The 23,171-nt window shown below is 62.6% G+C and carries 26 protein-coding genes and 1 tRNA gene; 16 read left to right on the top strand and 11 right to left on the bottom strand.

The window, feature by feature from the left end; genetic code table 11:
* Positions 1 to 79: 79 nt before the first annotated feature.
* The 9 genes from GGD62_RS06085 to GGD62_RS41480 all read left to right on the top strand — a co-directional run bounded on the left by GGD62_RS06085 (position 80) and on the right by GGD62_RS41480 (position 5,894).
* The gene (locus GGD62_RS06085) at positions 80 to 643 is read left to right on the top strand and encodes a ubiquinol-cytochrome C chaperone family protein (RefSeq protein WP_018320053.1); all 564 of its coding nucleotides are present in this window, start codon (positions 80 to 82) and stop codon (positions 641 to 643) included.
* Positions 640 to 1,209, top strand: coding sequence for a DUF177 domain-containing protein (locus GGD62_RS06080; RefSeq protein ID WP_183707497.1), 570 nt, complete (start codon positions 640 to 642; stop codon positions 1,207 to 1,209). The genes GGD62_RS06085 and GGD62_RS06080 overlap by 4 nt, the downstream gene beginning before the upstream one ends.
* 299 nt (positions 1,210 to 1,508) lie before the next feature.
* A complete protein-coding gene (gene plsX / locus GGD62_RS06075) occupies positions 1,509 to 2,570 on the top strand; it encodes a phosphate acyltransferase PlsX (RefSeq protein WP_183707495.1) in 1,062 nt (353 codons plus the stop codon).
* Positions 2,567 to 3,547: a beta-ketoacyl-ACP synthase III gene (locus tag GGD62_RS06070; protein WP_018320056.1), complete on the top strand. Its 981-nt coding sequence runs from the start codon at positions 2,567 to 2,569 to the stop codon at positions 3,545 to 3,547. Before plsX ends, GGD62_RS06070 begins: the two co-directional genes overlap by 4 nt.
* A 134-nt stretch (positions 3,548 to 3,681) precedes the next feature.
* Positions 3,682 to 4,023: an integration host factor subunit alpha gene (locus GGD62_RS06065; protein ID WP_026202294.1), complete on the top strand. Its 342-nt coding sequence runs from the start codon at positions 3,682 to 3,684 to the stop codon at positions 4,021 to 4,023.
* Positions 4,024 to 4,047: 24 nt separating this feature from the next.
* Entirely contained in the window at positions 4,048 to 4,632 is a 585-nt protein-coding gene (locus GGD62_RS06060) for a MerR family transcriptional regulator (RefSeq protein WP_183234464.1), read from the top strand.
* Positions 4,633 to 4,741: 109 nt separating this feature from the next.
* A tRNA-Pro gene (locus tag GGD62_RS06055) sits at positions 4,742 to 4,819 on the top strand.
* A gap of 187 nt (positions 4,820 to 5,006) precedes the next feature.
* Positions 5,007 to 5,684 carry a hypothetical protein gene (locus tag GGD62_RS06050; RefSeq protein WP_183707494.1) on the top strand — a complete coding sequence of 226 codons (678 nt, stop codon included), beginning with the start codon at positions 5,007 to 5,009 and terminating at the stop codon, positions 5,682 to 5,684.
* 84 nt (positions 5,685 to 5,768) lie between these two features.
* On the top strand, positions 5,769 to 5,894 hold the full coding sequence (locus tag GGD62_RS41480; protein ID WP_283813263.1) for a hypothetical protein: 126 nt from the start codon (positions 5,769 to 5,771) through the stop codon (positions 5,892 to 5,894).
* A 142-nt stretch (positions 5,895 to 6,036) separates the two neighbouring features.
* Here the strand turns inward: GGD62_RS41480 and GGD62_RS06045 are convergent, their stop codons facing one another.
* Positions 6,037 to 7,377 carry an adenylate/guanylate cyclase domain-containing protein gene (locus GGD62_RS06045; RefSeq protein WP_018320062.1) on the bottom strand — a complete coding sequence of 447 codons (1,341 nt, stop codon included), beginning with the start codon at positions 7,375 to 7,377 and terminating at the stop codon, positions 6,037 to 6,039.
* A gap of 264 nt (positions 7,378 to 7,641) precedes the next feature.
* Here GGD62_RS06045 and GGD62_RS06040 point away from each other — a divergent pair, with 264 nt between their 5' ends.
* On the top strand, positions 7,642 to 7,908 hold the full coding sequence (locus GGD62_RS06040) for a hypothetical protein (protein ID WP_183707493.1): 267 nt from the start codon (positions 7,642 to 7,644) through the stop codon (positions 7,906 to 7,908).
* Between the two features lie 154 nt (positions 7,909 to 8,062).
* Here the strand turns inward: GGD62_RS06040 and GGD62_RS06035 are convergent, their stop codons facing one another.
* From GGD62_RS06035 to GGD62_RS06020, 4 genes are all read right to left on the bottom strand, one after another.
* A complete protein-coding gene (locus tag GGD62_RS06035; protein ID WP_246799989.1) occupies positions 8,063 to 8,656 on the bottom strand; it encodes a cupin domain-containing protein in 594 nt (197 codons plus the stop codon).
* A gap of 73 nt (positions 8,657 to 8,729) precedes the next feature.
* Positions 8,730 to 9,344 (bottom strand): RNA ligase family protein, encoded by a 615-nt coding sequence (locus GGD62_RS06030; protein WP_183707492.1) that lies wholly within the window; start codon positions 9,342 to 9,344, stop codon positions 8,730 to 8,732.
* A 1,054-nt stretch (positions 9,345 to 10,398) separates the two neighbouring features.
* The gene (locus tag GGD62_RS06025; protein ID WP_179738892.1) at positions 10,399 to 10,764 is read right to left on the bottom strand and encodes a hypothetical protein; all 366 of its coding nucleotides are present in this window, start codon (positions 10,762 to 10,764) and stop codon (positions 10,399 to 10,401) included.
* A 193-nt stretch (positions 10,765 to 10,957) separates the two neighbouring features.
* Positions 10,958 to 11,275: a hypothetical protein gene (locus GGD62_RS06020; protein WP_246799988.1), complete on the bottom strand. Its 318-nt coding sequence runs from the start codon at positions 11,273 to 11,275 to the stop codon at positions 10,958 to 10,960.
* A 337-nt stretch (positions 11,276 to 11,612) separates the two neighbouring features.
* On the opposite strand from GGD62_RS06020, the gene GGD62_RS06015 reads away from it, so the two are divergent.
* Positions 11,613 to 12,569, top strand: a complete 957-nt coding sequence (locus tag GGD62_RS06015) for an outer membrane beta-barrel protein (RefSeq protein ID WP_312014243.1) — start codon at positions 11,613 to 11,615, stop codon at positions 12,567 to 12,569.
* A gap of 28 nt (positions 12,570 to 12,597) precedes the next feature.
* Here the strand turns inward: GGD62_RS06015 and GGD62_RS06010 are convergent, their stop codons facing one another.
* Positions 12,598 to 13,182 (bottom strand): TetR/AcrR family transcriptional regulator, encoded by a 585-nt coding sequence (locus tag GGD62_RS06010; protein ID WP_246788768.1) that lies wholly within the window; start codon positions 13,180 to 13,182, stop codon positions 12,598 to 12,600.
* 163 nt (positions 13,183 to 13,345) lie between these two features.
* On the opposite strand from GGD62_RS06010, the gene GGD62_RS06005 reads away from it, so the two are divergent.
* Positions 13,346 to 14,311 (top strand): alpha/beta hydrolase fold domain-containing protein, encoded by a 966-nt coding sequence (locus GGD62_RS06005; RefSeq protein ID WP_183707490.1) that lies wholly within the window; start codon positions 13,346 to 13,348, stop codon positions 14,309 to 14,311.
* Between the two features lie 138 nt (positions 14,312 to 14,449).
* Here the strand turns inward: GGD62_RS06005 and GGD62_RS06000 are convergent, their stop codons facing one another.
* Positions 14,450 to 14,689, bottom strand: a complete 240-nt coding sequence (locus GGD62_RS06000; RefSeq protein WP_092257446.1) for a hypothetical protein — start codon at positions 14,687 to 14,689, stop codon at positions 14,450 to 14,452.
* Positions 14,690 to 15,178: 489 nt separating this feature from the next.
* Between GGD62_RS06000 and GGD62_RS05995 the strand changes: the two genes are divergently transcribed.
* Both GGD62_RS05995 and GGD62_RS05990 read left to right on the top strand, forming a co-directional pair.
* Positions 15,179 to 16,150 carry an SDR family oxidoreductase gene (locus GGD62_RS05995; RefSeq protein ID WP_183707489.1) on the top strand — a complete coding sequence of 324 codons (972 nt, stop codon included), beginning with the start codon at positions 15,179 to 15,181 and terminating at the stop codon, positions 16,148 to 16,150.
* A gap of 251 nt (positions 16,151 to 16,401) precedes the next feature.
* Positions 16,402 to 17,517 carry a S9 family peptidase gene (locus GGD62_RS05990; RefSeq protein ID WP_018320072.1) on the top strand — a complete coding sequence of 372 codons (1,116 nt, stop codon included), beginning with the start codon at positions 16,402 to 16,404 and terminating at the stop codon, positions 17,515 to 17,517.
* An 18-nt stretch (positions 17,518 to 17,535) separates the two neighbouring features.
* Here the strand turns inward: GGD62_RS05990 and GGD62_RS05985 are convergent, their stop codons facing one another.
* On the bottom strand, positions 17,536 to 18,042 hold the full coding sequence (locus tag GGD62_RS05985; protein WP_026202299.1) for a MarR family winged helix-turn-helix transcriptional regulator: 507 nt from the start codon (positions 18,040 to 18,042) through the stop codon (positions 17,536 to 17,538).
* Positions 18,043 to 18,444: 402 nt separating this feature from the next.
* On the opposite strand from GGD62_RS05985, the gene GGD62_RS05980 reads away from it, so the two are divergent.
* Positions 18,445 to 20,001 (top strand): porin, encoded by a 1,557-nt coding sequence (locus GGD62_RS05980; RefSeq protein ID WP_183234456.1) that lies wholly within the window; start codon positions 18,445 to 18,447, stop codon positions 19,999 to 20,001.
* 319 nt (positions 20,002 to 20,320) lie between these two features.
* On the opposite strand, the gene GGD62_RS05975 is transcribed toward GGD62_RS05980, so the two are convergent.
* The 3 genes from GGD62_RS05975 to GGD62_RS05965 all read right to left on the bottom strand — a co-directional run bounded on the left by GGD62_RS05975 (position 20,321) and on the right by GGD62_RS05965 (position 22,203).
* Positions 20,321 to 20,791: a GcrA family cell cycle regulator gene (locus GGD62_RS05975; protein ID WP_183707487.1), complete on the bottom strand. Its 471-nt coding sequence runs from the start codon at positions 20,789 to 20,791 to the stop codon at positions 20,321 to 20,323.
* Between the two features lie 72 nt (positions 20,792 to 20,863).
* On the bottom strand, positions 20,864 to 21,061 hold the full coding sequence (locus GGD62_RS05970; protein ID WP_007603456.1) for a hypothetical protein: 198 nt from the start codon (positions 21,059 to 21,061) through the stop codon (positions 20,864 to 20,866).
* A gap of 200 nt (positions 21,062 to 21,261) precedes the next feature.
* A complete protein-coding gene (locus tag GGD62_RS05965) occupies positions 21,262 to 22,203 on the bottom strand; it encodes an acetamidase/formamidase family protein (RefSeq protein WP_183707485.1) in 942 nt (313 codons plus the stop codon).
* A 185-nt stretch (positions 22,204 to 22,388) separates the two neighbouring features.
* On the opposite strand from GGD62_RS05965, the gene GGD62_RS05960 reads away from it, so the two are divergent.
* Positions 22,389 to 23,138, top strand: a complete 750-nt coding sequence (locus GGD62_RS05960) for a YdcF family protein (protein WP_210317756.1) — start codon at positions 22,389 to 22,391, stop codon at positions 23,136 to 23,138.
* Positions 23,139 to 23,171 lie beyond the last annotated feature (33 nt).

Here is a 23,171-nt window from a genome sequence, read left to right as displayed (position 1 = left end):
CCTTGCGTCGCGCGAGGCGCTGAAGTACCGGGCTGGGCGTCTGAATGCAACTCGCGCGCGCCCGCTTGCGGAAACCACAATGCTTTGGCCGTTCAATCACTTCAGGAAACCCCGGCTAACCCCGTCGGGCACCATTGAAGCCATCTATGGCATGATCGTGACGCAGGCGCGAGAACCCATATTTTACCGCGACTTGGGCGTGCCCGATACGGTTAACGGGCGTTTCGACCTGTTGCTGCTGCATCTGTGGCTGCTGCTGCGGCGCCTGCGTACGGTCCAGGGCGCCACCGCAGGAGCCTCGGAGCTGTCGCAGGCGCTGTTCGACCGCTTCTGCGAGGACATGGACGACAATCTGCGCGAGATGGGGGTCGGCGACCAGACCGTGCCGAAGCGGATGCGGGCGTTTGGCGAGGCGTTTTACGGCCGCGTCCAGGCCTATGACCAGGCCATCGAGGCCGGCGGCGAGGCCCTGGCAGAGGCGATCTGCAAGAATATCTTGAATGGGACCAGCCCGGACCAGGCGAGGCGGCTCGCGGCCTATGCCCGGGCCACCGAGGCTGATCTCGGCCGGGCCGACGAGGCCGCGCTGCTGCGCGCCTCCTTCAGGTTTCCTCCAGCGTTTCTCGAGGGCGACACGCCATGAGCCGACCCAATACCGGATCCGAGCCCGATCCCTGGCGGGCCCCCGTCATCGTCGCGCAAATCCCCGACACCGGCCTGCACCGCAAGCTCGAGGCCTCGGTCGCCGAGCGGCAGGCGATGGCGGAGGTCGCAGGCCTCCGCGAGATCCTGTCCGCCCAGGCCGACTTCGACGTGGTGCCCAGGAGTGGCGGCCGGGTCCAGGTGACCGGCACCGTCCGGGCCCGAATCGGCCAGACCTGCGTGGTCACGCTCGATCCGATCGAAAGCGAGATCGAGGAGGAGGTGGACCTGGTGTTCGCCCCCGAGGCCGAGGCGCGCCGTCTGGCCGACCTGATCGCGGAGGGGCAGGACGAGGAGGCGGCGCCTGAGGTCGCCGACCCGCCCGAGGCGATCGTGGGTGGCATCATCGACCTTGGCCGGCTCGCCACCGACGCCCTGTTCCTGGCAATCGATCCCTATCCGCGCAAGGAGGGGGTCGTGTTCGAGCCGGAGGTCACCGCCCCCGATCCGGAGGACCATCCATTCGCGGCCCTGAAGGCGCTGCAGGACAACAAGAAGGGCCAATAGCCGGGCATTTCCCCCAGGGATCGTCTTGCGGCGGTGCGCGAGGCATTTGCCGGGATGGTTTCAAAGCCTTCTTTATCTGGCTGATTTCAGTGCATTTCTTGCAGATTCAGGAGTTCGCGGCCGGATCGCCCCGGATGCAAAAGGCTGGGGGCAAGAGGTTGTTTCGGGGGTACAAAACGCTATTGTCGCGCCCCGGCCCGGGTGCGGCGTGGCGCTTGGCCGGCCGCCATGTCCGTGGCGAACTCATTTTGCGGTCCCGCTGATCCAAGACCGCACCAGACCAGGTTTCCAGGACTTTTATGCCAAGCAAGGTTCGCATCGCGCTGGACGCCATGGGGGGCGACGCCGGCGCCGCCGTGGTCATTCCTGGCGCCGCCATCTCGCTTCAGAGGCATCGCGAGACCGAGTTCCTGCTGGTCGGGGACCGCGCCAGGATTGAGCCCGAGCTTGAGAAGCATCCCGCCCTCAAAGCGGCTTCGAAGATCATCCACACCGACGTGGCCGTCAGCGGCTCGGACAAGCCGAGCCAGGCGCTGCGGCGCGGCCGCAAGACCTCCTCGATGTGGCTTGCCATCGACGCCGTGAAGAAGGGTGAGGCGGGTGTCGCGGTCTCCGCCGGCAATACCGGCGCGCTGATGGCGATGTCGCGCTTCCACCTGCGCACGCTGCCCGGAATCGACCGTCCCGCGATCACGGGGATATGGCCGACCAGGCGCGGCGAGTCCGTCGTGCTCGACCTCGGCGCCACCATCGGCGGTGACGCGCACCATCTGGTGTCGCTCGCGGTGATGGGCGCGGCGATGGCGAGCGTGCTGTTCGACAAGAAGCGGCCCACGGTCGGGCTGCTCAATATCGGGGCCGAAGAGATCAAGGGGCACGAGGAGATCCGCGAGGCCAGCGAGATCCTGCGTGCGAGGAACCTGCCGGAGCTCGACTATATCGGCTTCGTCGAGGGCGACGGTATCGGCAAGGGGCTGGCCGACGTCATCGTGACCGAAGGTTTCAGCGGCAACATCGCGCTCAAGGCCGCCGAGGGAACCGCCCGGCAGATGGCGGACTTACTCCGCAACGAGATGCGGCGGAGCTGGCTGTCGAAGCTCGGATATCTCTTTGCGCGCAGCGCCTTCCAGGCCCTGCGCGATAAGATGGACCCGAACAAGTCCAATGGCGGCGTATTCCTGGGTTTGAACGGATTAGTGGTCAAGAGCCACGGTGGAACCAGCGCCGAAGGCTTTGCCTATGCGATCGATGTTGGCTATGAGATGGCTCACTACGATCTCCTGAACAAGATCAATCAGATGCTCAACCGCGAGGGTGGTGCACTCAATTCCGTGCAGGCCGCGCAGGAGGCTGTTTCGTGACTCAAATTCGTTCGGTCGTGCTGGGCTGCGGCTCCTATCTGCCGGAGCAGGTGGTGACCAACGCCCAATTGGCGGCGCGTATCGACACCTCCGACGAGTGGATCGTGCAGCGCACCGGCATTCGCGAGCGCCACATCGCGGCCGAGGGCGAGTTCACCTCGCATTTGGCGATCAAGGCGGCGCAGGCCGCGCTCACCGATGCCGGCATGGACGCGCAGTCGATCGACCTGATCGTGCTCGCGACCTCGACGCCCGACAACACCTTCCCGGCGACGGCCGTTGCCGTGCAGCACGGGCTCGGCATCACCCACGGCGCGGCCTTCGACCTCCAGGCGGTATGCTCCGGCTTCGTGTTCGCGCTCGCCACCGCCGACAATTTCCTGCGCACCGGCGCGTTCAAGCGCGCGCTGGTGATCGGCGCCGAGACCTTCTCGCGCATCCTCGACTGGAACGACCGCGGCACCTGCGTGCTGTTCGGCGACGGCGCCGGCGCGGTCGTGCTGGAGGCGCAGGAGCAGCCGGGCAAGGCCGCGACCGACCGCGGCATCGTCACCACGCATCTGCGCTCCGACGGCCGCCACAAGGCAAAGCTGTTCGTCGACGGCGGGCCGTCCTCGACCCAGACCGTCGGCCATCTGCGCATGGAGGGCCGCGAGGTCTTCAAGCACGCGGTCGGCATGATCACCGACGTCATCGTCGATGCCTTCCAGGCGACCGGGCTGAATGCCGAGACCATCGACTGGTTCGTACCGCACCAGGCCAACAAGCGAATCATCGACGCTTCCGCCCACAAGCTCCACATCGCGCCGGAGAAGGTGGTGCTGACGGTGGACCGTCACGGCAACACCTCGGCCGCCTCGATTCCGCTGGCGCTGTCGGTGGCCCGCAAGGACGGCCGCATCAAGAAGGGCGACATGGTCCTGCTGGAGGCCATGGGAGGCGGCTTCACCTGGGGCTCCGCGCTCGTGCGCTGGTAGGGCCACAGTCGATAAAATTTTGCCGGAATCAGCGCCGATTATCGATGCGTGTGCATTGATGAGCGCTGTTGACCGCCGTATCGTAACCTCATAATTTCAGACAACAATTGTTCGCCGTGATGTGGGGCAGGGCGATGACCGATCAAAGTAAAACCGTAACGCGTGTCGATCTGTGCGAAGCCGTCTACCAGAAGGTGGGCCTGTCGCGCACGGAATCGTCCGCCTTCGTGGAACTCGTGCTGAAGGAGATCACCGACTGCCTGGAAAAGGGCGAGACGGTGAAACTGTCCTCGTTCGGGTCCTTCATGGTCCGCAAGAAGGGTCAGCGCATCGGCCGCAACCCGAAGACCGGCACCGAGGTGCCGATCTCGCCGCGCCGCGTCATGGTGTTCAAGCCTTCGGCGATCCTGAAGCAGCGGATCAACGGCCAGCACCGCGCCAACGGTGACGCCAGCAAGGCTCCACAAGAGGCGTAACGCCTCTCGCAAAGGATTTGGCATTTGGACAAGGCGCCGGATGCGTTCCGAACCATCAGCGAAGTAGCGCAGGAGCTCGACATTCCGCAGCACGTGCTGCGGTTCTGGGAGACCCGATTCTCCCAGATCAAGCCGATGAAGCGCAGCGGCGGCCGCCGCTATTACCGCCCCGACGACGTCGACCTGCTCAAGGGCATCCGCCGTCTGCTCTACGGGGAGGGCTACACCATCCGCGGGGTGCAGCGGATTCTGAAGGAGCACGGCGTCAAATCGGTGCAGGGCCTTGCCGACAGCGCCGCCGCGGTCTCGTTCGGCGCCATCGAGGACGCCATCGGCGCCAGCTTGATGGAGCCCGACGACGAGGAGGCGCCCATCAAGGGCGTCACCGACACCGACGATGACGACTACCAGGGTGATGAGGAGGAAGGCATCGACTTCCGCTTCACCGAGGTCGACGACGAGGAAATCCTCACCACCTTCCGCAAGGGCGGCACCGCCGCCGCGGCCCCGGCCGGCCCCAGCGCGCTGGACCGGGAACGGCTCGGGCGCGTCCTTGCCGACCTCGTCGCCTGCCGCGAGATGCTGGATCAGGCGCTGAAGGACGGGTAGGGGCGGGCTTCGCCGGCTTGCGGGCAGTGCCGGGGACTTTGGCCCGGACGGCAAAATGCTGCGGCCTCGCCTTGCGCATCGCGCCGATCCTAGCTAATGGAACGACGTTCGGAGCGTGGCGCAGCCCGGTTAGCGCACTAGTCTGGGAGACTAGGGGTCGGAGGTTCAAATCCTCTCGCTCCGACCAAATTCTTCAAATATTTCAATGGTCCCGTGGGCCGGCCGATTATTAAAGAGCCGCCGCTTTACAGGCAGTTTACAATAATCGTTCTGGCGCTGTTCTTCAGTCGTGCATAGGGGAGCAGCATTTAGGACGCGTCCTAAAGAAACATGAGAACGAGTTAGCCACTAAGAACTCAGAGGCGCGCCTTCTGGTGTCGGTTGTCAAACCCGGCAGTATCGACATCAACTTAGTACCCGACCTCGTCTCAACCGTGGCAATGGCCGGCCCCTTGCTGGCACCACTAATCGACAAGGTCGAGCTGATCGAAAAGTTCGGCAAGCATCTTAAGTCTCTGATCGACCTTTTTGCTAAGAAGCGAGAGGCGACAGCAGCCGACAATCTCTCCATTAAAGACTGCGACGATGCAACGAACATAGTGAAACCGATCGCAAGTCACGGCGGATCGCAGACATTCAATGTGATCAACGGTCCGGTTACCGTTCAATTGTTGACTGTCACAGCTCAGGAAGCGTCATCGATTATTGAAACCGCTGCGCTCGAAAAGACGCTACTTCAGAATCCGAAGGCGGAGGTTTTGCAGCGCGTTCCTATGGTTTGGAAAAGGTTGGAGAGAGACTCCGTGAAGTCGGAAGCCAAAACAACTCCAGACCGTGCTTTGATAGAGGAAATAGATGAAAAGCCGCATGCAGTGTTTTTCACTGACGAGATGAGCCATCTAAAAAAGCAAATGATCGGGGACGAAGAAAATCCTTATCAAGCAATCTATTTTGTGGATGTTGTTGTATCGCGGTCATCGGGCAAAGTCGTCTCCTACCGCGTGATTGGCTATTACGGCAAGGAAGAGCTCGAGCCGCTACCTCCGGCATAGTTCGCGGGCGAAGAATCGGAAGAGAATATCAGGGACTTCTTCCAGCGTGTATTGCGACACTAAAACTCGAAGCGATAGCATGGGATGGAATCGCAACTGGGGGACTATGCCACGTTCTTGGCGTTCATGGATGCTTGCTGCTGCCAGAGAATGGAATTTCACGCCGACGCCAAGACCGGCGCGATCACGTCCGAAAAGCTCGATGACTAGTCCGTGTACTCATTAAGCGGCTGGCCGCCGCTAATGTCCGCTTAAGCCCGAACAGCGGCGGAGAAGCAGCAATCTTCCAATGTCGCTGAAGGGCCAAAAGCGGTCCTTCGGTGCTCTGACCACATGGCGGGGTGAAAGCGGGCTAGGTAATCACCGCACGGAACAGACGCCATTCGTCAGGCACGCCTTTGAGTGTGTGACGGCCGCGCTCTTCAAACGTCAATCCGGAGCCTGCTACGAGGTCGCGAACCGTCTGTGAGACCAGAACTTCACCCGGCGCAGCTAGCGCCGCCACGCGCGCGCCAATATGCACGGCAATGCCAACGATATCGTGCGCGACGAATTCGCACTCACCGGTATGCAAACCGCAACGGACCTTCAAATCGAGCGAGCGCACCGCATCGCGGATTGCGCTGGCGCAGCGTACGGCGCGCGCAGGTCCGTCGAACGTGGCAAGGAAACCGTCGCCGGCGGTGTTGATTTCGCGCCCGCGATACTGGCCGAGCACGCCCCGCGCTTTGGCATAGAACGCGTCGAGCAGTACGTGCCAGGCGCCGTCGCCGAGCATGGCGGCGCGTTCCGTCGATCCCGCAATGTCGACAAACAGCACAGTCGCAAGCACTCTATCTGGCTGGGCTGCCTGCCGATGCCCAGTGACGAATTCTTCGACCTCATCAAGGATTGCGTCCTGACTGCCTACCCAGACCACATGGTCCTGACCACTGAGCTCAATCAGTTTGGCGGAAGGAATCATCTGCGCCATGTAGCGCGCATGCTTCACGTCGATGACGCGCTCATCGGTGCGATGCAAAATTAAGGTCGGTACACGCGTGACGGGGAGGATATTTCTGACATCAATTTCCCGGTTCATGCGCATGATCGCGGATGCCGCCCCTGGGCTTGCTGAGGCCCTGAAGTAGGCAGCAACTTGCTCAAGTGCCTGCGTATTGCCGGCAAGGCTGGGCGCCCACATCAGCAAACTCATTGCATCTGTCGTGCCCCAGTGGTGCTCAATGTCATCGAGGAAAGTGCTCCACTGCGCATCAGTCCATCCGAATGTGTAGTCAGGAGCCCACGCGCGTCGCGCATAAGTGCCACAAAGAACCAGAGCGGACGTGCGTTCGGGATACGTCGCGGCATAGAGCAGCGACATCGGACCGCCCTCGGATACGCCAAACAAGGTGGCCCGCTGGGAACCGACCTGGTCCAGCACCGCCTGCACATCGTGCATCCGCTGTTCAAGTGTGAAGATCTGGGAACCGCGATCAGACATTCCGGTGCCGCGCTTGTCGAAAATGATGACTCGCGCAAACGTTGCAAGCCTGCGGAAAAAATAGGCGCGGCCCGGCGATTGCCAAAGCGCTTCAACATTGGAGACAAAACCGGGGACGAACAGCAGGTCGCGTGGACCGTCGCCAATCACCTGATAGGCAATATGGACGTCATCACTTTTGACGTAGTGAGTGGTCGGGATGTCAGCCATGTTGGCCTACTGCGCGACAAACCACGCTGCGCGAGTGTCGTATCACATTCCGCGTCAGGCTAGTGGGACTTTTGACGGGCTTGACTGCCGCCTACCCGTAGGTGCCGGCAAAAACTGGGGAAACCAGAGTGATGCCACGGCCGCGAAGGCCGCTTAGGGTCAGAAGCTGCCATCACGCACCATGCCGAGGTTGGTCAGCTATGGGCCAGGACCGGAAGTCTTATTTGTGCTATCCGTCCTACCGGGAAGGCAAAGGGTACAACCATGGGTTTTCGGCCGATCAAGCAGGATTCTTCGTTGGAAGACCGCCTGTCTCACCTGCTGAGCGAACTCTGCGTTGATTGGGGCTTCTGCATTCCGCCCGCTGACGCCCAACGAATTGCATCAACCAAGACTCTTACTGCGGACCAATTTGCACACGCAGTACTGACGGCCGAGGGCTTCGTCGCAGAGTATGAAAAGCGGTGGTTCGTGCAAATTCGCCAGCGCTTTATCGATAGGTTTGGTCACGAAATTCGAGCAGAGGACTAAGCGGCCTGTGTCCGCTTTGGGTCACAAGCGGCCCTCAGCGAGCATCCCCGTGAAGGTCCGCTAAGGGCCAACAGCCGACATCGCGCCGGTGCCGGAATGACGAAAGAGGCCACCCGATTGAGGTGGCCTCTTTTTATGCTTCGGCGCTTCGTTTTTACTTCTTGCGCGGATCGTCGGCTGGATCGATGAACACAATGCCCCCCGGCCCGGTGAATACAATTTGGACCATCGTTTCTTCGTTTGTCGTCCATACATAGTGGGGGTGCTTCGCCGACAGCGTGAAGACGGAGCCCGGCTTCAATATCTCGCCTTTCGAGGGATCAAACTTTTCCCCCATGGCGTTCCCAAAGCTGCCACTCATCACGGTGACGACCTCGGCATAGGGATGAGTATGCGGCGGAACTTTATAATTCGGCGGGAATTTGACCCGCTGGACGATCGTCTCGGCCTTTGTTAGGTCACCGATCAAGAGGGCGGTTTGCGCGCCCCTGAAGACCGGATGCTCGGGCTTGACCACCTTCATCGCATCTTGAGCCATCGCAGAACTTGCCAACGCGATCAAAATGGCACCGGCAAAGGACTTGTTCATCCAAACCTCCTCCCAAATATTGCGGAGCTGGAAGGTCCAACAGGATACTACAAAAATACTCAGACTGAACCGCTTAAATTCATTTTCGGAAGGGCTTGAATCGCCCATGGCAAACCAAGTCCGAATTGGGTCATGAGCAGCCGTCAGGCGAACGATCATGTGACGTTCGGTCCTCTCCAGACAGCTGACATGACAGCGGCTTTCCCGTGTTCAGATCGGGACCACTACCGCATCAAACGGAAGGGCTATTGAGGGCGTCCATCACCCGCGACATCGCGGGATGCGTCCGGTTCTTGACCTTGATCCAGTCCTTGGAGCGACCGCTGCTATAGCGCCGATCGCGACGCTTGGAGACCAGCCCCTCGAGGCCCATGCGAACCGCGGCGCGATAGAGCTCGCTCCCGATCTCGCCTGCCTCGAATGGCGCAACGAACATGCCGTCGGGCCGGCCGCGCAGCAAGCGCGCCAGGTTGCTCTTGCGCAGCGAGAGGGGCAGGGGCCGCAGATCTTCGCCGCCGCGCACAAGGATATCGAAGGCGTAAAGCTGCACCTCGTCATCATGCCGACGCGAATGCAGGGCGTTGAAGTCGGAGACGCCGTCGACGCCGAGCACCACGGCCTCTCCGTCGACGACGAAGTGCCGCTCGCGGTTCTTCAGCGCGGCCTGGACGATCCAGGGGTAGCGCTTGGTCCAATCCGTACCGTTGCGAGAGAGGAGGCGCACCCGCTCGTTCTGCCGAATGACCAGCATTCGGTAGCCGTCGTACTTTACCTCGTGGATCCAGTCAGTCCCTGAAGGGACGTGCTTGGCGGCGGTAGCCAAGCAGAGCTCGTACGTCATACGCATGGACCGAAAATAAGACTTCCCGCTCAATTTGCGAGATCGGGAACAAGTGGCAATCGGGCGAATTGTCTCTCTGCTCCGGCCATCCTAAGCCCCCCTGAAGCCGGAGCAGACCCCAATGGCCTCAGCTGCCGCCCCAGCTGAGGCCGCCCTTTTGAGGCCGCTCCGGTATCGCGCTAGCGTGGGCCTCGGTCGGTTGCAGAAAGTGGCTTCTCCGCGGCCGAAGAAGTAAGCGAGCGTAGGATTTGTTCGGCTTGCTCCTTTGTCAAATTGGCTGCCCAGGCGGTCTCTATCAGTGTCGGGCCCTTGCGTACTCGATCGTAAACCATCCAACCCTTGCCGCCCATTCGAACGAAATATCGGCTCTGCGCCGGAATGTTATCAGTCAATGCAGCATGCTCCCAACCAATATGCCCAGCAAGCTAAGGGAGGGCATTCACCTTTGTACCTTCATTCGCAAATGTGAATCTCGTCGGGAGAAAGTGGCAGTGTCTCGTTTTTGTCGCTAACCTTGTGCGATACGTGAGTCGGGGGGATTCATGGATCGGAAGCCTCTTGAGAGCATGTCTCTCGAAGAGCTGTGGCGACTCCACACCGTCGTCAATGATGTTTTGGCGGAGAAGCTTGCGGCGAAGAAGCAAGAGCTAGAACGACGACTGGAGCTGCTCAACCGAGAAGGCAAAGCTCCCCATTAAGGCGGTCGCAATCGGCTCGCCGTTTACGCTGGCGGACCTAGCCGGCTGGGAGAGTCATTGCCGGCGCGAACCGTTCTGAGAATGTTGCGGCCTTTGCATCCCTCGCGGCAGAAAGGGCAGCGGAAATAAACGTGGAACATCCGATGGTCGCCAGCGCCAGGAGAGCCGTACCGAAAATCAGGCTACGCATTTGAGCCTCCCGCAACGGTCGTTACCGTCGCAGTATCGGATTGCATTGTTTCAGCTTCGCTTCGTTGGAGGCCTCAATTGGCTTCGTACACGCGGCCGTGAATGGCATGTTCGCCCCGCGCGCCGGCCGGCCGCGGCGCATTTCGCCGAGCCCACAGGCCTGCCTTCAGATGTCATCGGGCAGCGCCGCGCAGGGGCAGGGCGAGCTGCAGGTCAAATCGTCGCGTCGCGTTGGCGTTGATGAAATCCTGCAGAGCCGGCGAGATCTCGGCGTCGGAGTTGGCGGCGCGCTCGGCCAGCGCGTCGGCAAGGTCGGACGTCGCGTCGCGGGACCAGCCCTCGATCGCATTGAAGCGCACGATCCGAAGCGGATAGGCATATTGGCCGGAGAGGATGTCCTGTAGGACGGTCTCGAGATCGGTGTCGGCCTCGTCGGTCTCACGCCATGCGCACCCGGCACCCGCGCCGAAATCCTCAAGCACCAGGTAGATGTCGCGGTCGAGGCGATCGGCCGGCACGATCGAGGGCGAGGAACGCATACGCATACTCCGATACAAAAGCAGCGGAGAGACGGCCCCGGCTCGCAGGGGCGCTAGGGGGGTATGGGCCGGGGTCCGCTCCGCCAGCTCGGCGGCAAGCCAGCGAGACTCATAATCTCATCCCCGGGCCTTCGTTCCTGGAAAGCCAGCGCGATCGGCTCGTCGAACTCGCCGGCGCTCCCGTCATGCGCCCTTATGCCAGGGGCGGCTGCGGTCGGCGTCGGTCACGCGCGCCTGCTTGATCTCGTCGTAACTGAGGGTCCGATTGCAAAGCCGCCCAAGCGGATCGGAACGCCATCTTGGCCGCGTCCAGGCTGGCGGCGTGGCCGCGATGGGCACTCCGCTGCGGCACGTTGGGCAGAAAGCATGACCAGGACCAATCGGCGCCGCCGCCGACGGCAGTGGTTCTGAAAATGCGGCCAATGTGAAGATCGTCCCAGATCATGACATAGTCGTCAGGCGCGGTTTTACCGCCTATCACGGCGCGGCGCAGGGAGAGTTCGTCGGTCATGGGCGGCGTTATGGCATGAGAACACAGAGAGAACCAATTCCCGGCGATGTGTAGCAAAGTGTGTATCAAGCACAGCCACGCTCGGCCGTTCGCTGGCGCCGTGTGCAGCCTCCCGATCGGTTTACAATTTCGGTAAAAGACCCTGTCTTTGCAAACCGAAGCCGCTCCGTCGTTTCCAAAAATTCTCCCGTAGAAGCAACGATCTGCCGTCGCCTGGGAGACTAGGGGTCGGAGGTTCAAATCCTCTCGCTCCGACCATTTTTCAAAGAAGCAAATTCCTTTTCGGCCGGGTTTACCGTGGGCCGCACGTTTCCGCTTGGGTTGCAACGTTCCGCGAGTGTTGCCCTGGCGTCACAGCGTGCAGCGTCAACATGATTTAAGAATTTCGGGCGCGTTGGAATCGCGGAGGGGGCGTCCCGTGAGAAGAGCACTGGCTGCTGTAGCAGTCTTGGCGAGTGTCGCGTCGGGGGCGGAAGCTGCTGACCAAAGCCCCGCACTTTTCACGAAAGCGCGCACGGCTGACTCCAGCCCAAGCTGGACGGGATTTTATGCTGGCGGCAACGTTGGCGGCGCATGGGCAGACCGGACCGTGAATTTCACCGGTGACGCGGCCTCCGCTTTCATCTTCAATCCTGGAGTTCCGATTGCGCCTCCGTTTGCGGGGCAGGTTGCTCCCAGCCCTCACGATTTTTCGATGAGTGGTGCCACGGGGGGCCTGCAAGCGGGGTACAATTGGCAGCTGGGTGGCAAATGGCTCGTCGGCGTTGAAGGTGACTTGAGCGCATCCAGCTTGCGCGGAAGCGGTCGCGAAACAACGCCGATTCTGCCCCCAGCTTTCGCGCAGACCATCTCGGCCGAGCAAAAGATTGACTGGTGGGGGAGCATTCGTGGGCGTCTGGGGGCGCTGGTCACGCCTAACGTTCTTCTGTATGGGACCGGCGGCTTTGCTTTTGGTCGAGTAGCGACATTCGACGACTACATCGCGAACGGACCGGGTGGCGCTTTCAGTGTCTCCGTCGGCGGCACTTCATTCAGTTGTACGATCGGATCGACTTGCTTCACGGGCACCGATTCCCGCATTCTGGCTGGCTGGACGGTGGGTGGAGGCGGCGAATGGCGCTTTGCGCCTCGTTGGAGCTTCAAGGCCGAATATCTCTACGTCGACCTCGGCAAATCGTCAGTGACGGCCACCGCACTCGCAACGGGCATTGGCCCGACCCTGTCCAAATACACGGCGAATTTCGGCCGGGCGGATTTCCACGTGGCGCGAGTGGGCGTGAACTATCACTTTTGAGCCTGGATCAGATCTCTCTAAGGGCCGCCTACCTCAAATACCCCACCACCATCCGCGTCGTCTCGTCGACCAGCGTCCGCACCATCTTCTCCGACAGCATTTCGGGTCCGTTCAGCACCGTGTTGTGCGCGACCGCCTCGATCGAACTGACGCAGACGAAGGTTGCGACGTCGAGGTCGATCTTGCGCATCTCCTTGCGGCGGCTTTCGAGATAGGTGCGCACGAGGTCATGGACCTCGCGGTTGAAGGCTTCGACGTCTTTGAGCTGGCCGGTGCGGGGGATCTGCTCGGCGAGCACCCGGTGCAGTTTCGGGTCGATGCGGTGGGCTTCGATTGCGACGGTGACGAGCTTTCGCACCGCCTTGTCGATCGGCAGGTCGGCGACTTCCGCGAGCGCGGTGCGGACGAGGCCCATGATCTCCTCGTTGTGACGGTCGATCACGGCGGCGACGAGCGCTTCCTTGCTCGGAAAATACTGGTAGAGCGAGCCGACGCTGACGCCGGCGATCTCGGCGATGCGGTTTGTGCTGGCCTTCTCGAAACCGTCGCGGACCAGAATGCGAGCAGTCGCCTCGACCAGCGCGTCGACGGTGGCGCGCGATCGCGCCTGCAAAGCGTTTTTCCGGGGTTTTGTCGGCGGCGTGCGCGCCATGGGCTTTGCGATCCGAATGCGAGTAGGAAAAGCGAGCGAATGCTCGCATTATACGCGCATATGGCGACCTGTCGGCAAGCCTCTTCGTCGCCATATGGATGCCCAGCCAAGCGGAGAACTGACCATGAGCGTCGCAAGGATCGTGTCGGCCCTGCAGTTTTGTCCAGATCTTTGCGCGCCTCGGAGCCGTGAGCCCGGGCCGAGCCTGCAGAGCCGCGGCTTCAACGCGCTGCTCGCCCTGCTGCCCTACAAGCAGCAGCTGGCATCAGCCGAAGCGGTGCAGGCGCATGTGCAGAAGCTCGCATTGCAACCGGCTTCGTTCGAGCCGCCGAACCTGGGGCGTGACGTCGAGGTGACACTGACGAAGATGGGCGGCTGGCCGGTCTATTACACCGCGCCGGCGTCGGGACATGAGGGCTGCAACTTCGTGATGTTCCTGCATGGCGGCGGCTACATCAACGAGATCGTGCCGGCGCATTGGCGCCTCATAGGCCAGATGACGCGCAAGGCGAACGTCGTGTGCGTCGTGCCGATCTATCCGCTGGCGCCGCGCGCCACCGCGAAGGATGTCGTGCCGGCGACGGCCGAGCTGTTGCGCATGCTGCTGGAAGACGCGGGATCTGCGAAGGTCACGGTAGCCGGCAATTCGGCCGGCGCTGGCCTCGCACTCGCGGCGTGCCAATGGCTGCGCGATCGCGGGCATCGGCAGCCGGACCAGATGGTGCTGATCTCACCCGCGGCCGATGCCTCGGTCAGCCGTCCGGAGCAGGTCGAGATCGCAAAGCGCGATCCGATCCAGGACATTCCTGGCATCGTCGAGGCCGGGCGGCTCTACGCCGGCGAGCTCGATATCGGCCATCCCTTCGTCAGCCCGCTCAACGGCGCCTTTCGTGCGCTTGCGCCGATGACGATCTTCGCAGGCACGCGCGATCTGCTTTATCCTGATAGCGTCGATCTCGCCGAGCGGGCGAGGGCGGTGGGCGTGCCGGTCGAGCTGCATCTGCTGCGTGACCAGCCGCACAATTACGCGCTGATGCCGACGCCGGAGGGACGCAAAGCGCGGGCGCTCATCATGCGCGCGGTGGCGTGATGGGAGAAGCGTGTGACCGTGGTCACAGGGCGCGCCGCCTCGCTGAGGGCTTGGCGCTGGCAGTGCCCGCGAAGGGACAAGCGGCCCCCGGGCGTTTCCTCGTATCCGTCGTCTTCGGATCAGTAGTTTTGCGGGGCCTTAGGCGTGGCCCTTGATCTCGTAATGGCCGGGCACGCATTTGTACCGATCCAGGCGCCAATTGGCGTGATAGATCGGATGCTCGCCCATCCATTTCGCCAAAGGCGCCTGTGCGCCGATCGCACATTGCATCAACGACATCTCGGGCGTCATGTTGCTGTCGGTCACGATTTCCTCGATGCAACTGCCTGAGCTGGCTGCACTCAGCCGGCAGAGCACGGCAACGACGGTCACGAACATTCCTGTCACCTCATCGGTAGTTTCAGACCACGAAGAGGATGCAAGCGGAGTGCCAGAGCCTGTGACACGCAAACAACACGCTGGCCTGGCCGACTCGACCCAGCGTCCGGAGTCCATTTGACGATTCGGATTGTAAAAAAATTACCCATAAACCGAAGCCGGACAAATACGGGAACCGGGCACTTTTGCCCCAACTGTGGCAGCAGCGCCGCGGACGCTCCCGCGCAACGGCCGGGCTATCGCGTGTGCTTCCGGCGACGATTGAGCAAGCGCCTCGTCCTTCGAGACGACCGCTTCGCGGTCTCCTCTCATCTGCAACGACAGCGTGGCGACTGCAGGCCAATAGTCCGCACGCCGAAATAATTGATGCCGAAGATTGCTTCGCCGATCCGCTTTCATTTGCGGATGCGGCGCTGCTACATTTCGTGCGCGCGTCCGGCAAGCGGCGCTGTGAAGAAACATACCGACAAGGGAGGGGCCGAAAGTCCCATGAAGGATTTCGCAGGAAAGATCGCGGTCATCACCGGCGGCGGCACGGGAATGGGGCGCGAGCTCGCGCGGCAACTCGTTGCCGAGGGCTGCAATGTCGCGATGTGCGACGTCTCGCAAGCCGCGATGGCGGAGACCAAGCGGCTCTGCGAGATCGAGAAGCTGCCGCAAGGCCTGCGCGTCACGACGCATGTCGCCGACGTCTCGATCGAGGATCACCTGAAGCGTTTTCGCGACGAGCTCGCCGAGCAACAGAAGACCGACAGGATCCATCTGCTGTTCAACAACGCCGGCATCGGCGGTGGCGGCAGCCTGTTCACCAACACGCGCGAGCAGTGGGAGCGCACCTTCAACATCTGCTGGGGCGGCGTCTATCTCGGCGTGCGCAACTTCCTGCCGATGCTGGTCGCGGCGGACGAGGCCCACATCGTCAACACCGCGAGCGTCAACGGCTTCTGGGCCTCGATCGGCATGGGCCAGGCGCACACCGCCTACAGCTCGGCCAAGTTCGCGGTGAAGGGATTTACCGAAGCGTTGATCAACGACCTTCGCCTGCACGCCCCGCACGTCAAATGCTCGGTGGTGATGCCTGGTCACATCGGCACCTCGATCGTCTCCAATTCGCGCAAGGTGCAGAGCGCCGACGGGTCGGAGCGGCTCAACGCGGACGAGGTCGCGCTGACCCGCAAGCGGATGGTCGCGGCCGGCGTGCCGGATGCCGACAAGATGTCGGACGAGGACATCCAGGCGGCGTTCGCCGAGCGCGCCCGCAGCTTCCTGGAGGATGCGCCGACGACGGCGGCACAGGCCGCGAAGATCATTCTCGATGGGGTCAAGGCGGAGCGATGGCGCATCCTCGTCGGCGAGGACGCCAAGCGTCTCGACGAACGCGTGCGCGCCACGCCGGAGCAGGCCTATGACCGCGCCTTCTACGATAGCTTTACGCAGGAGGTCGGCTGGCGGCTCGGTTGAGATCGCCTCGAAAGGCGCGCGGATATAGGTATGATAATCATCATGGCAAGAGGTGCGCAGATAATTGTACGTGCCACCTCCTGCCAATGTTCATCGCCTCATGACGAATTGGAATGTCACGCATGCGAGGGGGCCGTTTCGTTCAAGCGATGGTGATCTCGAACGGCTCTCATTCGGTGCACGGCTGCTTGGTCGGTAAACTGAAATAGTTTAGTCAATCAGGGATAACGCGATGATAGAGCGTAGCTCCGATGATTCCCGCATGCCTCTCCGACGACTGGATCCTTTGCCCGGAGCGGGAGGACATCTCCGCTGAATTTACGCGGCTCTTGACCGCGGCCCAGGAGGGCGGCGCCACGATCGCCGAATGCCTGATGATCGCGCGGCAGCTGAAGCGCGGTGACGACCGGTCCTGGCATCGCGAGTGGAAGAAGCTCGCGCAGGCCAATCGGCAGCGCGCCGAGGCCGCGTTCGCGGAAGGCCACATGGCGAGCGCGCAGCGCAACTGGCTGCGCGCCATGAACTACTACGGTGCGGCGGCGATGCCGCTCGACCCGGCCGACGAGCGCCGCTGGGTCGCGGTGCTCGCGATGCAGGAATGTGCCCGCCGCTACCTCGCGGCGCGCGGCCCGGCCGGCGAAGTCGTGACGATCCCCTGGCTCGACGGACATGCGCTGCAGGGCTATTTCCTTCCCGCGCCGTCGGAAAGCGGACGGGCTCCGACCGTGATCTGCATCGGCGAGCCCGGCCATCGCAAGGAGGAATTCCTGTTCAAGCTCGTGCCGCATGCGCGCGAGCGTGGATTCTCGATGCTGGCGCTCGACCTGTTCGGCGACCAGCGCGACGACTATCTCGACGCGCTGTTGCGGCGCCGGGATCTCGAGAGCGCGATTCCCGGCGTCATGGACTATCTGGAGACGCGCGGCGACATCGATTTCGCCCGGGTCGGGATCATCGCCGACGGCTGGGGCTCGTCCTTCGTGGCGCGCGCGGTGTTGCAGGAGCCGCGGCTTGCCGCCGCCGTCTGCGACGGCGGCCTGTGGGACCTGCACGAGCGGGCCTTCTTTGCCAGCCGATTTGCGATGAGCGACGTCAGCATCGTGCCGGTGCCGCATGCGCCGCTGATGGCCTCCAGCGCCGACTGTCCGGTGCTGATCACGCTCGGCGAGGACGGCTGGCTCAAGGCCGACCGGGCGCGTCAGATCGTCGAGAGCTCCCGGCTCGCCACCTCGGATGTCATGCTGAAGGTGTTCACCGCGGCCGAAACCGGCGCGGCGCAGGCCCATGCAGACAATCCGAGCCTTGCCAACGAATACATCTTCGACTGGCTCGAATCGCGGCTCGGCACCGCCGCGCGGCGGATCTGAGCGCGGGGCCCCAGGACCCTAGAAGTCGAGCGAGATCCGGACGCAGGCTTTCTGGAGGCGGTTCTTCAGCGTCGCGAGCTTGCCGGTGAATTCCGTCAATTCGTTCTCGTCGAACTCCTGGAAGACGAATTCGCGGATCGTCTTGTACTGCTCATTGAGGCTTGCAATGTGCTTCTGGGTCTTGTCGGTCAGGGACAGCCGGACCACCCTGGCGTCGGTCGGCGAGGGGCGACGGCGCAGCAGACCCTTCTTTTCGAGCAGCTTGGACTGGGTGGTGACGAAGGACGGATCGACGTGGAGGAGCTTGGAGACGACGTTGACCGGGATGCCGTCGTCCTTGTCGAGATCGGAGATGGCCATCAGGATCAGCCATTGCGGACCGCTGATGCCGAGCGTCTTCGCCCAGAACTGACGCAGCTCCTCCAGATACATGTTGATCGACGATATCTCCCAGGTGAAGCGCCTGATGATATCCAGATTGCCGATCGAGCGCAGGCGCGCTCCTTCTTTCCTCGTCGCGGACACAGCGTCACTCCCGTGAACCGATTGTTCAGGCCGGTGTTCGTGGAGGGCCATAGTCCACGCAAGCCTGCTCTGACGCAAGTGCAGGGCAGGGTAATTTCGTCACTAAAACTACAAAGATGATCAGCTCAGCGATTGCCTCGGCCCCGGTGTTGCGCGCGGGGCACAGGCTTAGCGAAAACCGGAAAGCTGACTTAATAAACTATTTTGATTAGCCAACGACGCAGGCATATTGGTCCCTGACGGTGGGGGGTTCTCGATCGTCCCGTTGCAGGTGGTTCGCTCACGTTGCTCGCGTCTAAAGCGGGTGTGTCCGAAAGCGGCCGAGCGGATTGATGGAGACGGGGATCTTGGGGGGCCTCACGGTCCGGTCTCCGTAAAATGAGCAACTTGGAGGTTTTTGAGATGAAAGTGGTGAAGAGCCTTTTGCTCGGCACTGCGGCGGGTCTGATCGCCGTCGCTGGAGCCCAGGCGGCCGATCTTCCGGTCAAGGCCAAGGCAGTCGAGTACGTCAAGATCTGCACGCTGTACGGCGCGGGTTTCTACTACATCCCGGGCAGCGACACCTGCATCAAGCTCGGCGGCTATGTGCGTGCCGAAGTGGCGCTCAACGCCGGCGGCAATTACAGCGCCCAGTACAACGGCGTGTTCGCGGCCAACAACCGCCTCACCAACTACTACTCGATGCGCGCTCGTGAAGATCTCAACATCGACACGCGCACCGCGACCGAGTACGGCGTGGTCCGCACCTATTTCGACGCGGTCTTCACCTGGACGACCGGCAGCTATGGCGGGACCGGTTCGGGCACGGGGGCGACCCAGTACAGCGGCACGATCGGCCTCAACGCGGCCGGCACCGGCCTCACCGGCTCGAGCGGCGGCAACATCAACGGCACCGACGGCAATCTTTCCGGCGGCGCGCTCGGCGTCTACTACGCCTTCGTCCAGTTCGCCGGCTTCACCATGGGTAAGGCCGTGTCGCAGTTCGACGCGCCCTGGATCAACTATCCCGGCAACAATTTCGACCAGCTCGTCGGCGGCAGCGGCACCACCAACGGCGTGACCCAGTTCACCTACACCGCCGATTTCGGCCAGGGTGTGACGGCCGCGTTCTCGGCGCAGGACCAGACGCAGGTTTTCCAGACCAACATCTGGAACACCGCGGGCATGTCCACCACCGGCGTTCTCGGCGGTGCCTACGGCTCCAACGACCTCGGCGGCACCCGCTCGCCCGACCTCGTCGCCATGGTTCGCGTCGACCAGGCCTGGGGCCTGTTCCAGGCGTCGGTCGCCGCGCACGACAACCATGTCGGCTATTACGGTGCGACCGAAGCCACCGGTCATCCCGAAGACAAATGGGGCTGGGCCGTTCAGCTCGCCTTGGGCATCAAGAACATCCCGACCGGCGCCGGCGACGTGATCAACATCTCGGGCGTCTACACCGAAGGCGCGAGCCGCTACAACTTCCAGGAGCTGGCCGCGACCAGCTACTCGATGTTCGGCAGCTCGAATGCCGCCTATCAGAGCATCGGCTTCGCCGGCGTGTCCGACGCGGTGTTCGGACCGGGCGGGCAGCTCGAGCTGACCAAGACCTACGGCTTCCGGGGTGCCTTCACCCACAACTGGAGCCCGTACTGGAACACGGCGCTGTACGGCGCGTGGGCTGCGGTCAACTACAGCGGCACGGCGAAGAGCATGATCTGCGGCAGCGCGGCGTTCGCCACCCTGACCGGCTCCTGCAACCCGGACTTCAACATCGGCCAGGTCGGTGTCATCACACGCTGGACGCCGGTGAAGAACCTGACCTTCTCGGCTGACTTCACCTACAGCCATCTCGACCAGAAGTACTCGGGCGTGATCACGACCGGAGCACTGACGGGCGTCGCCAAGCCGGCGGCGACTTACGAGCTGAAGGACCAGGACACCTACAGCATGCTGCTGCGCGCCCAGCGCAACTGGTAAGCTTGACGTCCCTCGATGCGACAGGGCCCCGGCGGGAGACCGCCGGGGCTTTTTGTTTGTGGAGATCTTCGCAATCCAACCGTCCGTGCGGCGGACGAAGACGAGCTATGCGATTCAATCGCCTCAGATTTATTTACTTACATGAGTTACTAAGCTATATATCTCCAAGCCAAATACGAAAGTTGCGGCTCTTAGCTTCACGCTAAGCCTCCAGAAACCTCCGGCGATGCCCCGCCGGAGGTTTTTCGTTTTTGGGAGGCACAGCGTTTTCGAGCAAAGTGGATACCGGTTCGAGTCAAGAAAACGCGTCAAGCAGATGCTACCCGCGCATCACGTGGGCGCGTGAGTTCGGTCGGTAGGCGAGGCGGCTGTGGCCGGCGCAATAGGGCTGAGCGTCGGGCGCGGCGTTGCCGCAGAAGCAGAAATCCTCGGCGCCCGGCGTCGAGATCGGCCAACGGCAGCGGTTCTCGGCCAGCTCCATCAGCGAGCAGCGATTGGCGTCGTCGATCGGACCTGTGGCCACGGGTGCGTCGGTGTCGCCATAGATCGTGGCGAGCATCTCATATTGCAGCCGCGGCACGGCTCTCGGCGCCCGCGCCGGCCGGTCCTGAACCTTGCGCTCGTCGATGGTGCGGCCGCGCGTGAGATTGAGGCGGGACAGCTTGCCGATCACCGCGTTGCGGCTGACGCCGATATCGGCGGCGATCTCGCGGCAGGAGAGGCCGGCCTCGAAATGCCGCTTCAGAAGTTCGATGCGATCGTCGGTCCAGGTGGGTGAAAGAACAGGCATGTGTCACGGTCCCAGGTTGCAGATGTAGCCATCCGCCTTCCGAGACCCGTCCGCCTCACGTTCGGCGCGCGCTCACGTCCTGCCATTGTCGCGAATCGACAAAAGCCCGTCCTTGATGGCGAGACGGATGCCTTCCTCGATCAGGGTACGTGCGACGCCGGGAACGCTGGTGCCGTGGGTGCCCTGTCTCACCAGCTTCTCCAAATAGGTGATGGTCGAGAGCGCCAAGGTTACGGGAATACGGTCAGTCTCGGCTTTTTCGGTGGCCATGGCCCGAACGCTAGCCTCTTACCCGGATACATAAAAGTAACGATTAAGACTCTATTTAGGTTCGGGGGTGGAAGTCAAATCCAGGCTGAGCTTGATGCTCAGCATGTTGGAATCGCACGGGAAATTAGACGCGACGAGGCGCGCCGCGCGAGAGTCCCGGCGGCGGCGTGGCGTCGATAGGTCGGGAGGAGCGGGCCGGCTCAGCCGTGCACGATCGCCTTTTCGATCATGCAGTGGATGCCCTTGGCGCCGTTGACGGTTTGGGTTACGCGCAGATCGGCCGCCAGGCTGCACAGCGTGTAGGCATCCTCGCGCGACAGGTTTCGCGTCTCGCCGAGCAGCGCGATCATGTCGCGCAACGCGCGCACGACGCACTGGTCGAGGTCGGGATCCATCGCCATGGTCATGTAGTGAGTCGCCGTCTCGGCGCGTGGATAGTCGAACTTCAGGTCCTTGCGCAGCGTCAGTCGGAAGCGGCCCTGCAGCGCGGTCTCGATCGCGGTGACGCAGACCTCGCCGTCGCCCTGCACGCCGTGGCCGTCGCCGCAGGAGAACATCGCGCCCGGCACGAACACCGGCAAATAGAGCGTCGCGCCGGCGCCGAGCTCCTTGTTGTCGAGATTGCCGCCCATGGCGCGCGGGATCAGCGAGGAGATGCGGCCCCAGCTAGGGGGCGGCGACACGCCCATCACGCCGAAGAACGGCTTCAGCGGCAGATCGAGGCCCCACGGCATGCGGCCGACCATCCGCGCCCGGTCGAGCGGGATGTTCAGGATGCGGGTCTCGTGGAAATCGTCGGGGAGAGTGCCGGACAGCGGCTTGATCATGTTCCAGCCCCAATCCTGCCGGAGCTGGACATCGAGGATCTCGACCGCGAGCACGTCGCCGGGCTGGGCGCCTTCGACCGCGATCGGGCCGGTGAGAATGTGGCCGGGCAGCATGCGCTCGTTATTGGCATGAATCTCGAACATCTCCGGCGGAATGTGAAACTTGTCGCGATCGGGCAGCATGTCGGCGCCGCCGCTGATGGTGTCGACCGTCACCTCGTCGCCGCTTTTGATCGTCAGCACGGGCTTGAGCGCGGCTTCGAAGAAGCCCCAATGGCAGGTTTTGGGGCTCGAATGCAGGTGGTGATGGGTCATTTGCCGCGTCCGGTCGCTTTCATCAGGCCGGGCTTGACCCGGCGATCGATCCTCTTTCAAGAAGATTTCTGAAGATCGCCGGGCAGGTCAAGCCCCGCGCGGACCGGCCAGTTCATTCCAGCGAGGCTCCCCTGTTTTTCGTGCTTTCCAAGACGCTTGGCACCGCGCTGCTGCCGATCAACTTCATGGTCGAGCTCGGTATCCTGTCGCTGGTGCTGATGGCGACGCGCTTTGCCGCGCTCGGCCGCAAGCTTGCGGTGACCACGCTGGTGCTGCTGGCGCTGGCGGCGTTCTCGCCGCTCGGCAATCTCCTGATCTATCCGCTGGAGTCGCGCTTTCCGGCGTGGGACCCCTCGCGCGGCGCGCCCGACGGCATCATCGTGCTCGGCGGCTCGGTCGACACCGATTTGTCGGCGGCGCATCGCACGCCCGTGGTCGCGCACGCCGCCGATCGTCTGTTTGCACCGGCCGAGCTCGCGCGCCGCTATCCGAATGCGCGCATCGTCTTTACCGGGGGGACCGCGAACCTGGTCGCGACCGACGCGCGGGAGGCCGACTACTCCGCGCCGATCATGGAAAATCTCGGCATACCGAAGCAGCGCCTCATCCTGGAGCGCAGCTCCCGCAACACCTGGGAGAATGCGATCTTCACGAAAGAGCTGGTGGCGCCGAAGCCGGGCGAGCGCTGGCTGCTGGTGACGTCGGGCTTTCATATGCCGCGCTCGATGGGAATCTTCCGCAAGGCCGGATTTGACGTCGAGGCCTATCCCGTGGACTGGCGGATGGGCGGCCGTGACGATCTCTTCTCCTTCACCAATATGGGCGCGGACGGGCTGGGCCGAACCGAAGTTGCTGTGCGCGAGTGGATCGGCCTGGTGGCTTACCGGCTGATGGGCAGGACCGGCGAGTTGCTTCCGGGACCGGGCAAGGACTAGAACGAGAGCTGCAAAATAAGAACACAACACCGG

Source organism: Bradyrhizobium sp. ERR14, assembly GCF_014198235.1.
In the GTDB taxonomy this organism is placed as follows: domain Bacteria; phylum Pseudomonadota; class Alphaproteobacteria; order Rhizobiales; family Xanthobacteraceae; genus Bradyrhizobium.
This window is presented reverse-complemented; position numbering and strand designations above follow the sequence as displayed.

Bases quoted from the DNA above. Each gene is read 5' to 3' on its own strand.
- GGD62_RS06085 (WP_018320053.1), top strand. From the start codon at position 80: ATGCTTTGGCCGTTCAATCACTTCAGGAAACCCCGGCTAACCCCGTCG.
- GGD62_RS06080 (WP_183707497.1), top strand. From the start codon at position 640: ATGAGCCGACCCAATACCGGATCCGAGCCCGATCCCTGGCGGGCCCCC.
- plsX (WP_183707495.1), top strand. From the start codon at position 1,509: ATGCCAAGCAAGGTTCGCATCGCGCTGGACGCCATGGGGGGCGACGCC.
- GGD62_RS06065 (WP_026202294.1), top strand. From the start codon at position 3,682: ATGACCGATCAAAGTAAAACCGTAACGCGTGTCGATCTGTGCGAAGCC.
- GGD62_RS41480 (WP_283813263.1), top strand. From the start codon at position 5,769: ATGGAATCGCAACTGGGGGACTATGCCACGTTCTTGGCGTTCATGGAT.
- GGD62_RS06045 (WP_018320062.1), bottom strand. From the start codon at position 7,377: ATGGCTGACATCCCGACCACTCACTACGTCAAAAGTGATGACGTCCAT.
- GGD62_RS06040 (WP_183707493.1), top strand. From the start codon at position 7,642: ATGGGTTTTCGGCCGATCAAGCAGGATTCTTCGTTGGAAGACCGCCTG.
- GGD62_RS06035 (WP_246799989.1), bottom strand. From the start codon at position 8,656: ATGATCGTTCGCCTGACGGCTGCTCATGACCCAATTCGGACTTGGTTT.
- GGD62_RS06030 (WP_183707492.1), bottom strand. From the start codon at position 9,344: ATGCGTATGACGTACGAGCTCTGCTTGGCTACCGCCGCCAAGCACGTC.
- GGD62_RS06025 (WP_179738892.1), bottom strand. From the start codon at position 10,764: ATGCGTTCCTCGCCCTCGATCGTGCCGGCCGATCGCCTCGACCGCGAC.
- GGD62_RS06020 (WP_246799988.1), bottom strand. From the start codon at position 11,275: ATGACCGACGAACTCTCCCTGCGCCGCGCCGTGATAGGCGGTAAAACC.
- GGD62_RS06005 (WP_183707490.1), top strand. From the start codon at position 13,346: ATGAGCGTCGCAAGGATCGTGTCGGCCCTGCAGTTTTGTCCAGATCTT.
- GGD62_RS06000 (WP_092257446.1), bottom strand. From the start codon at position 14,689: ATGTTCGTGACCGTCGTTGCCGTGCTCTGCCGGCTGAGTGCAGCCAGC.
- GGD62_RS05995 (WP_183707489.1), top strand. From the start codon at position 15,179: ATGAAGGATTTCGCAGGAAAGATCGCGGTCATCACCGGCGGCGGCACG.
- GGD62_RS05990 (WP_018320072.1), top strand. From the start codon at position 16,402: ATGATTCCCGCATGCCTCTCCGACGACTGGATCCTTTGCCCGGAGCGG.
- GGD62_RS05980 (WP_183234456.1), top strand. From the start codon at position 18,445: ATGAAAGTGGTGAAGAGCCTTTTGCTCGGCACTGCGGCGGGTCTGATC.
- GGD62_RS05975 (WP_183707487.1), bottom strand. From the start codon at position 20,791: ATGCCTGTTCTTTCACCCACCTGGACCGACGATCGCATCGAACTTCTG.
- GGD62_RS05970 (WP_007603456.1), bottom strand. From the start codon at position 21,061: ATGGCCACCGAAAAAGCCGAGACTGACCGTATTCCCGTAACCTTGGCG.
- GGD62_RS05965 (WP_183707485.1), bottom strand. From the start codon at position 22,203: ATGACCCATCACCACCTGCATTCGAGCCCCAAAACCTGCCATTGGGGC.
- GGD62_RS05960 (WP_210317756.1), top strand. From the start codon at position 22,389: ATGGTCGAGCTCGGTATCCTGTCGCTGGTGCTGATGGCGACGCGCTTT.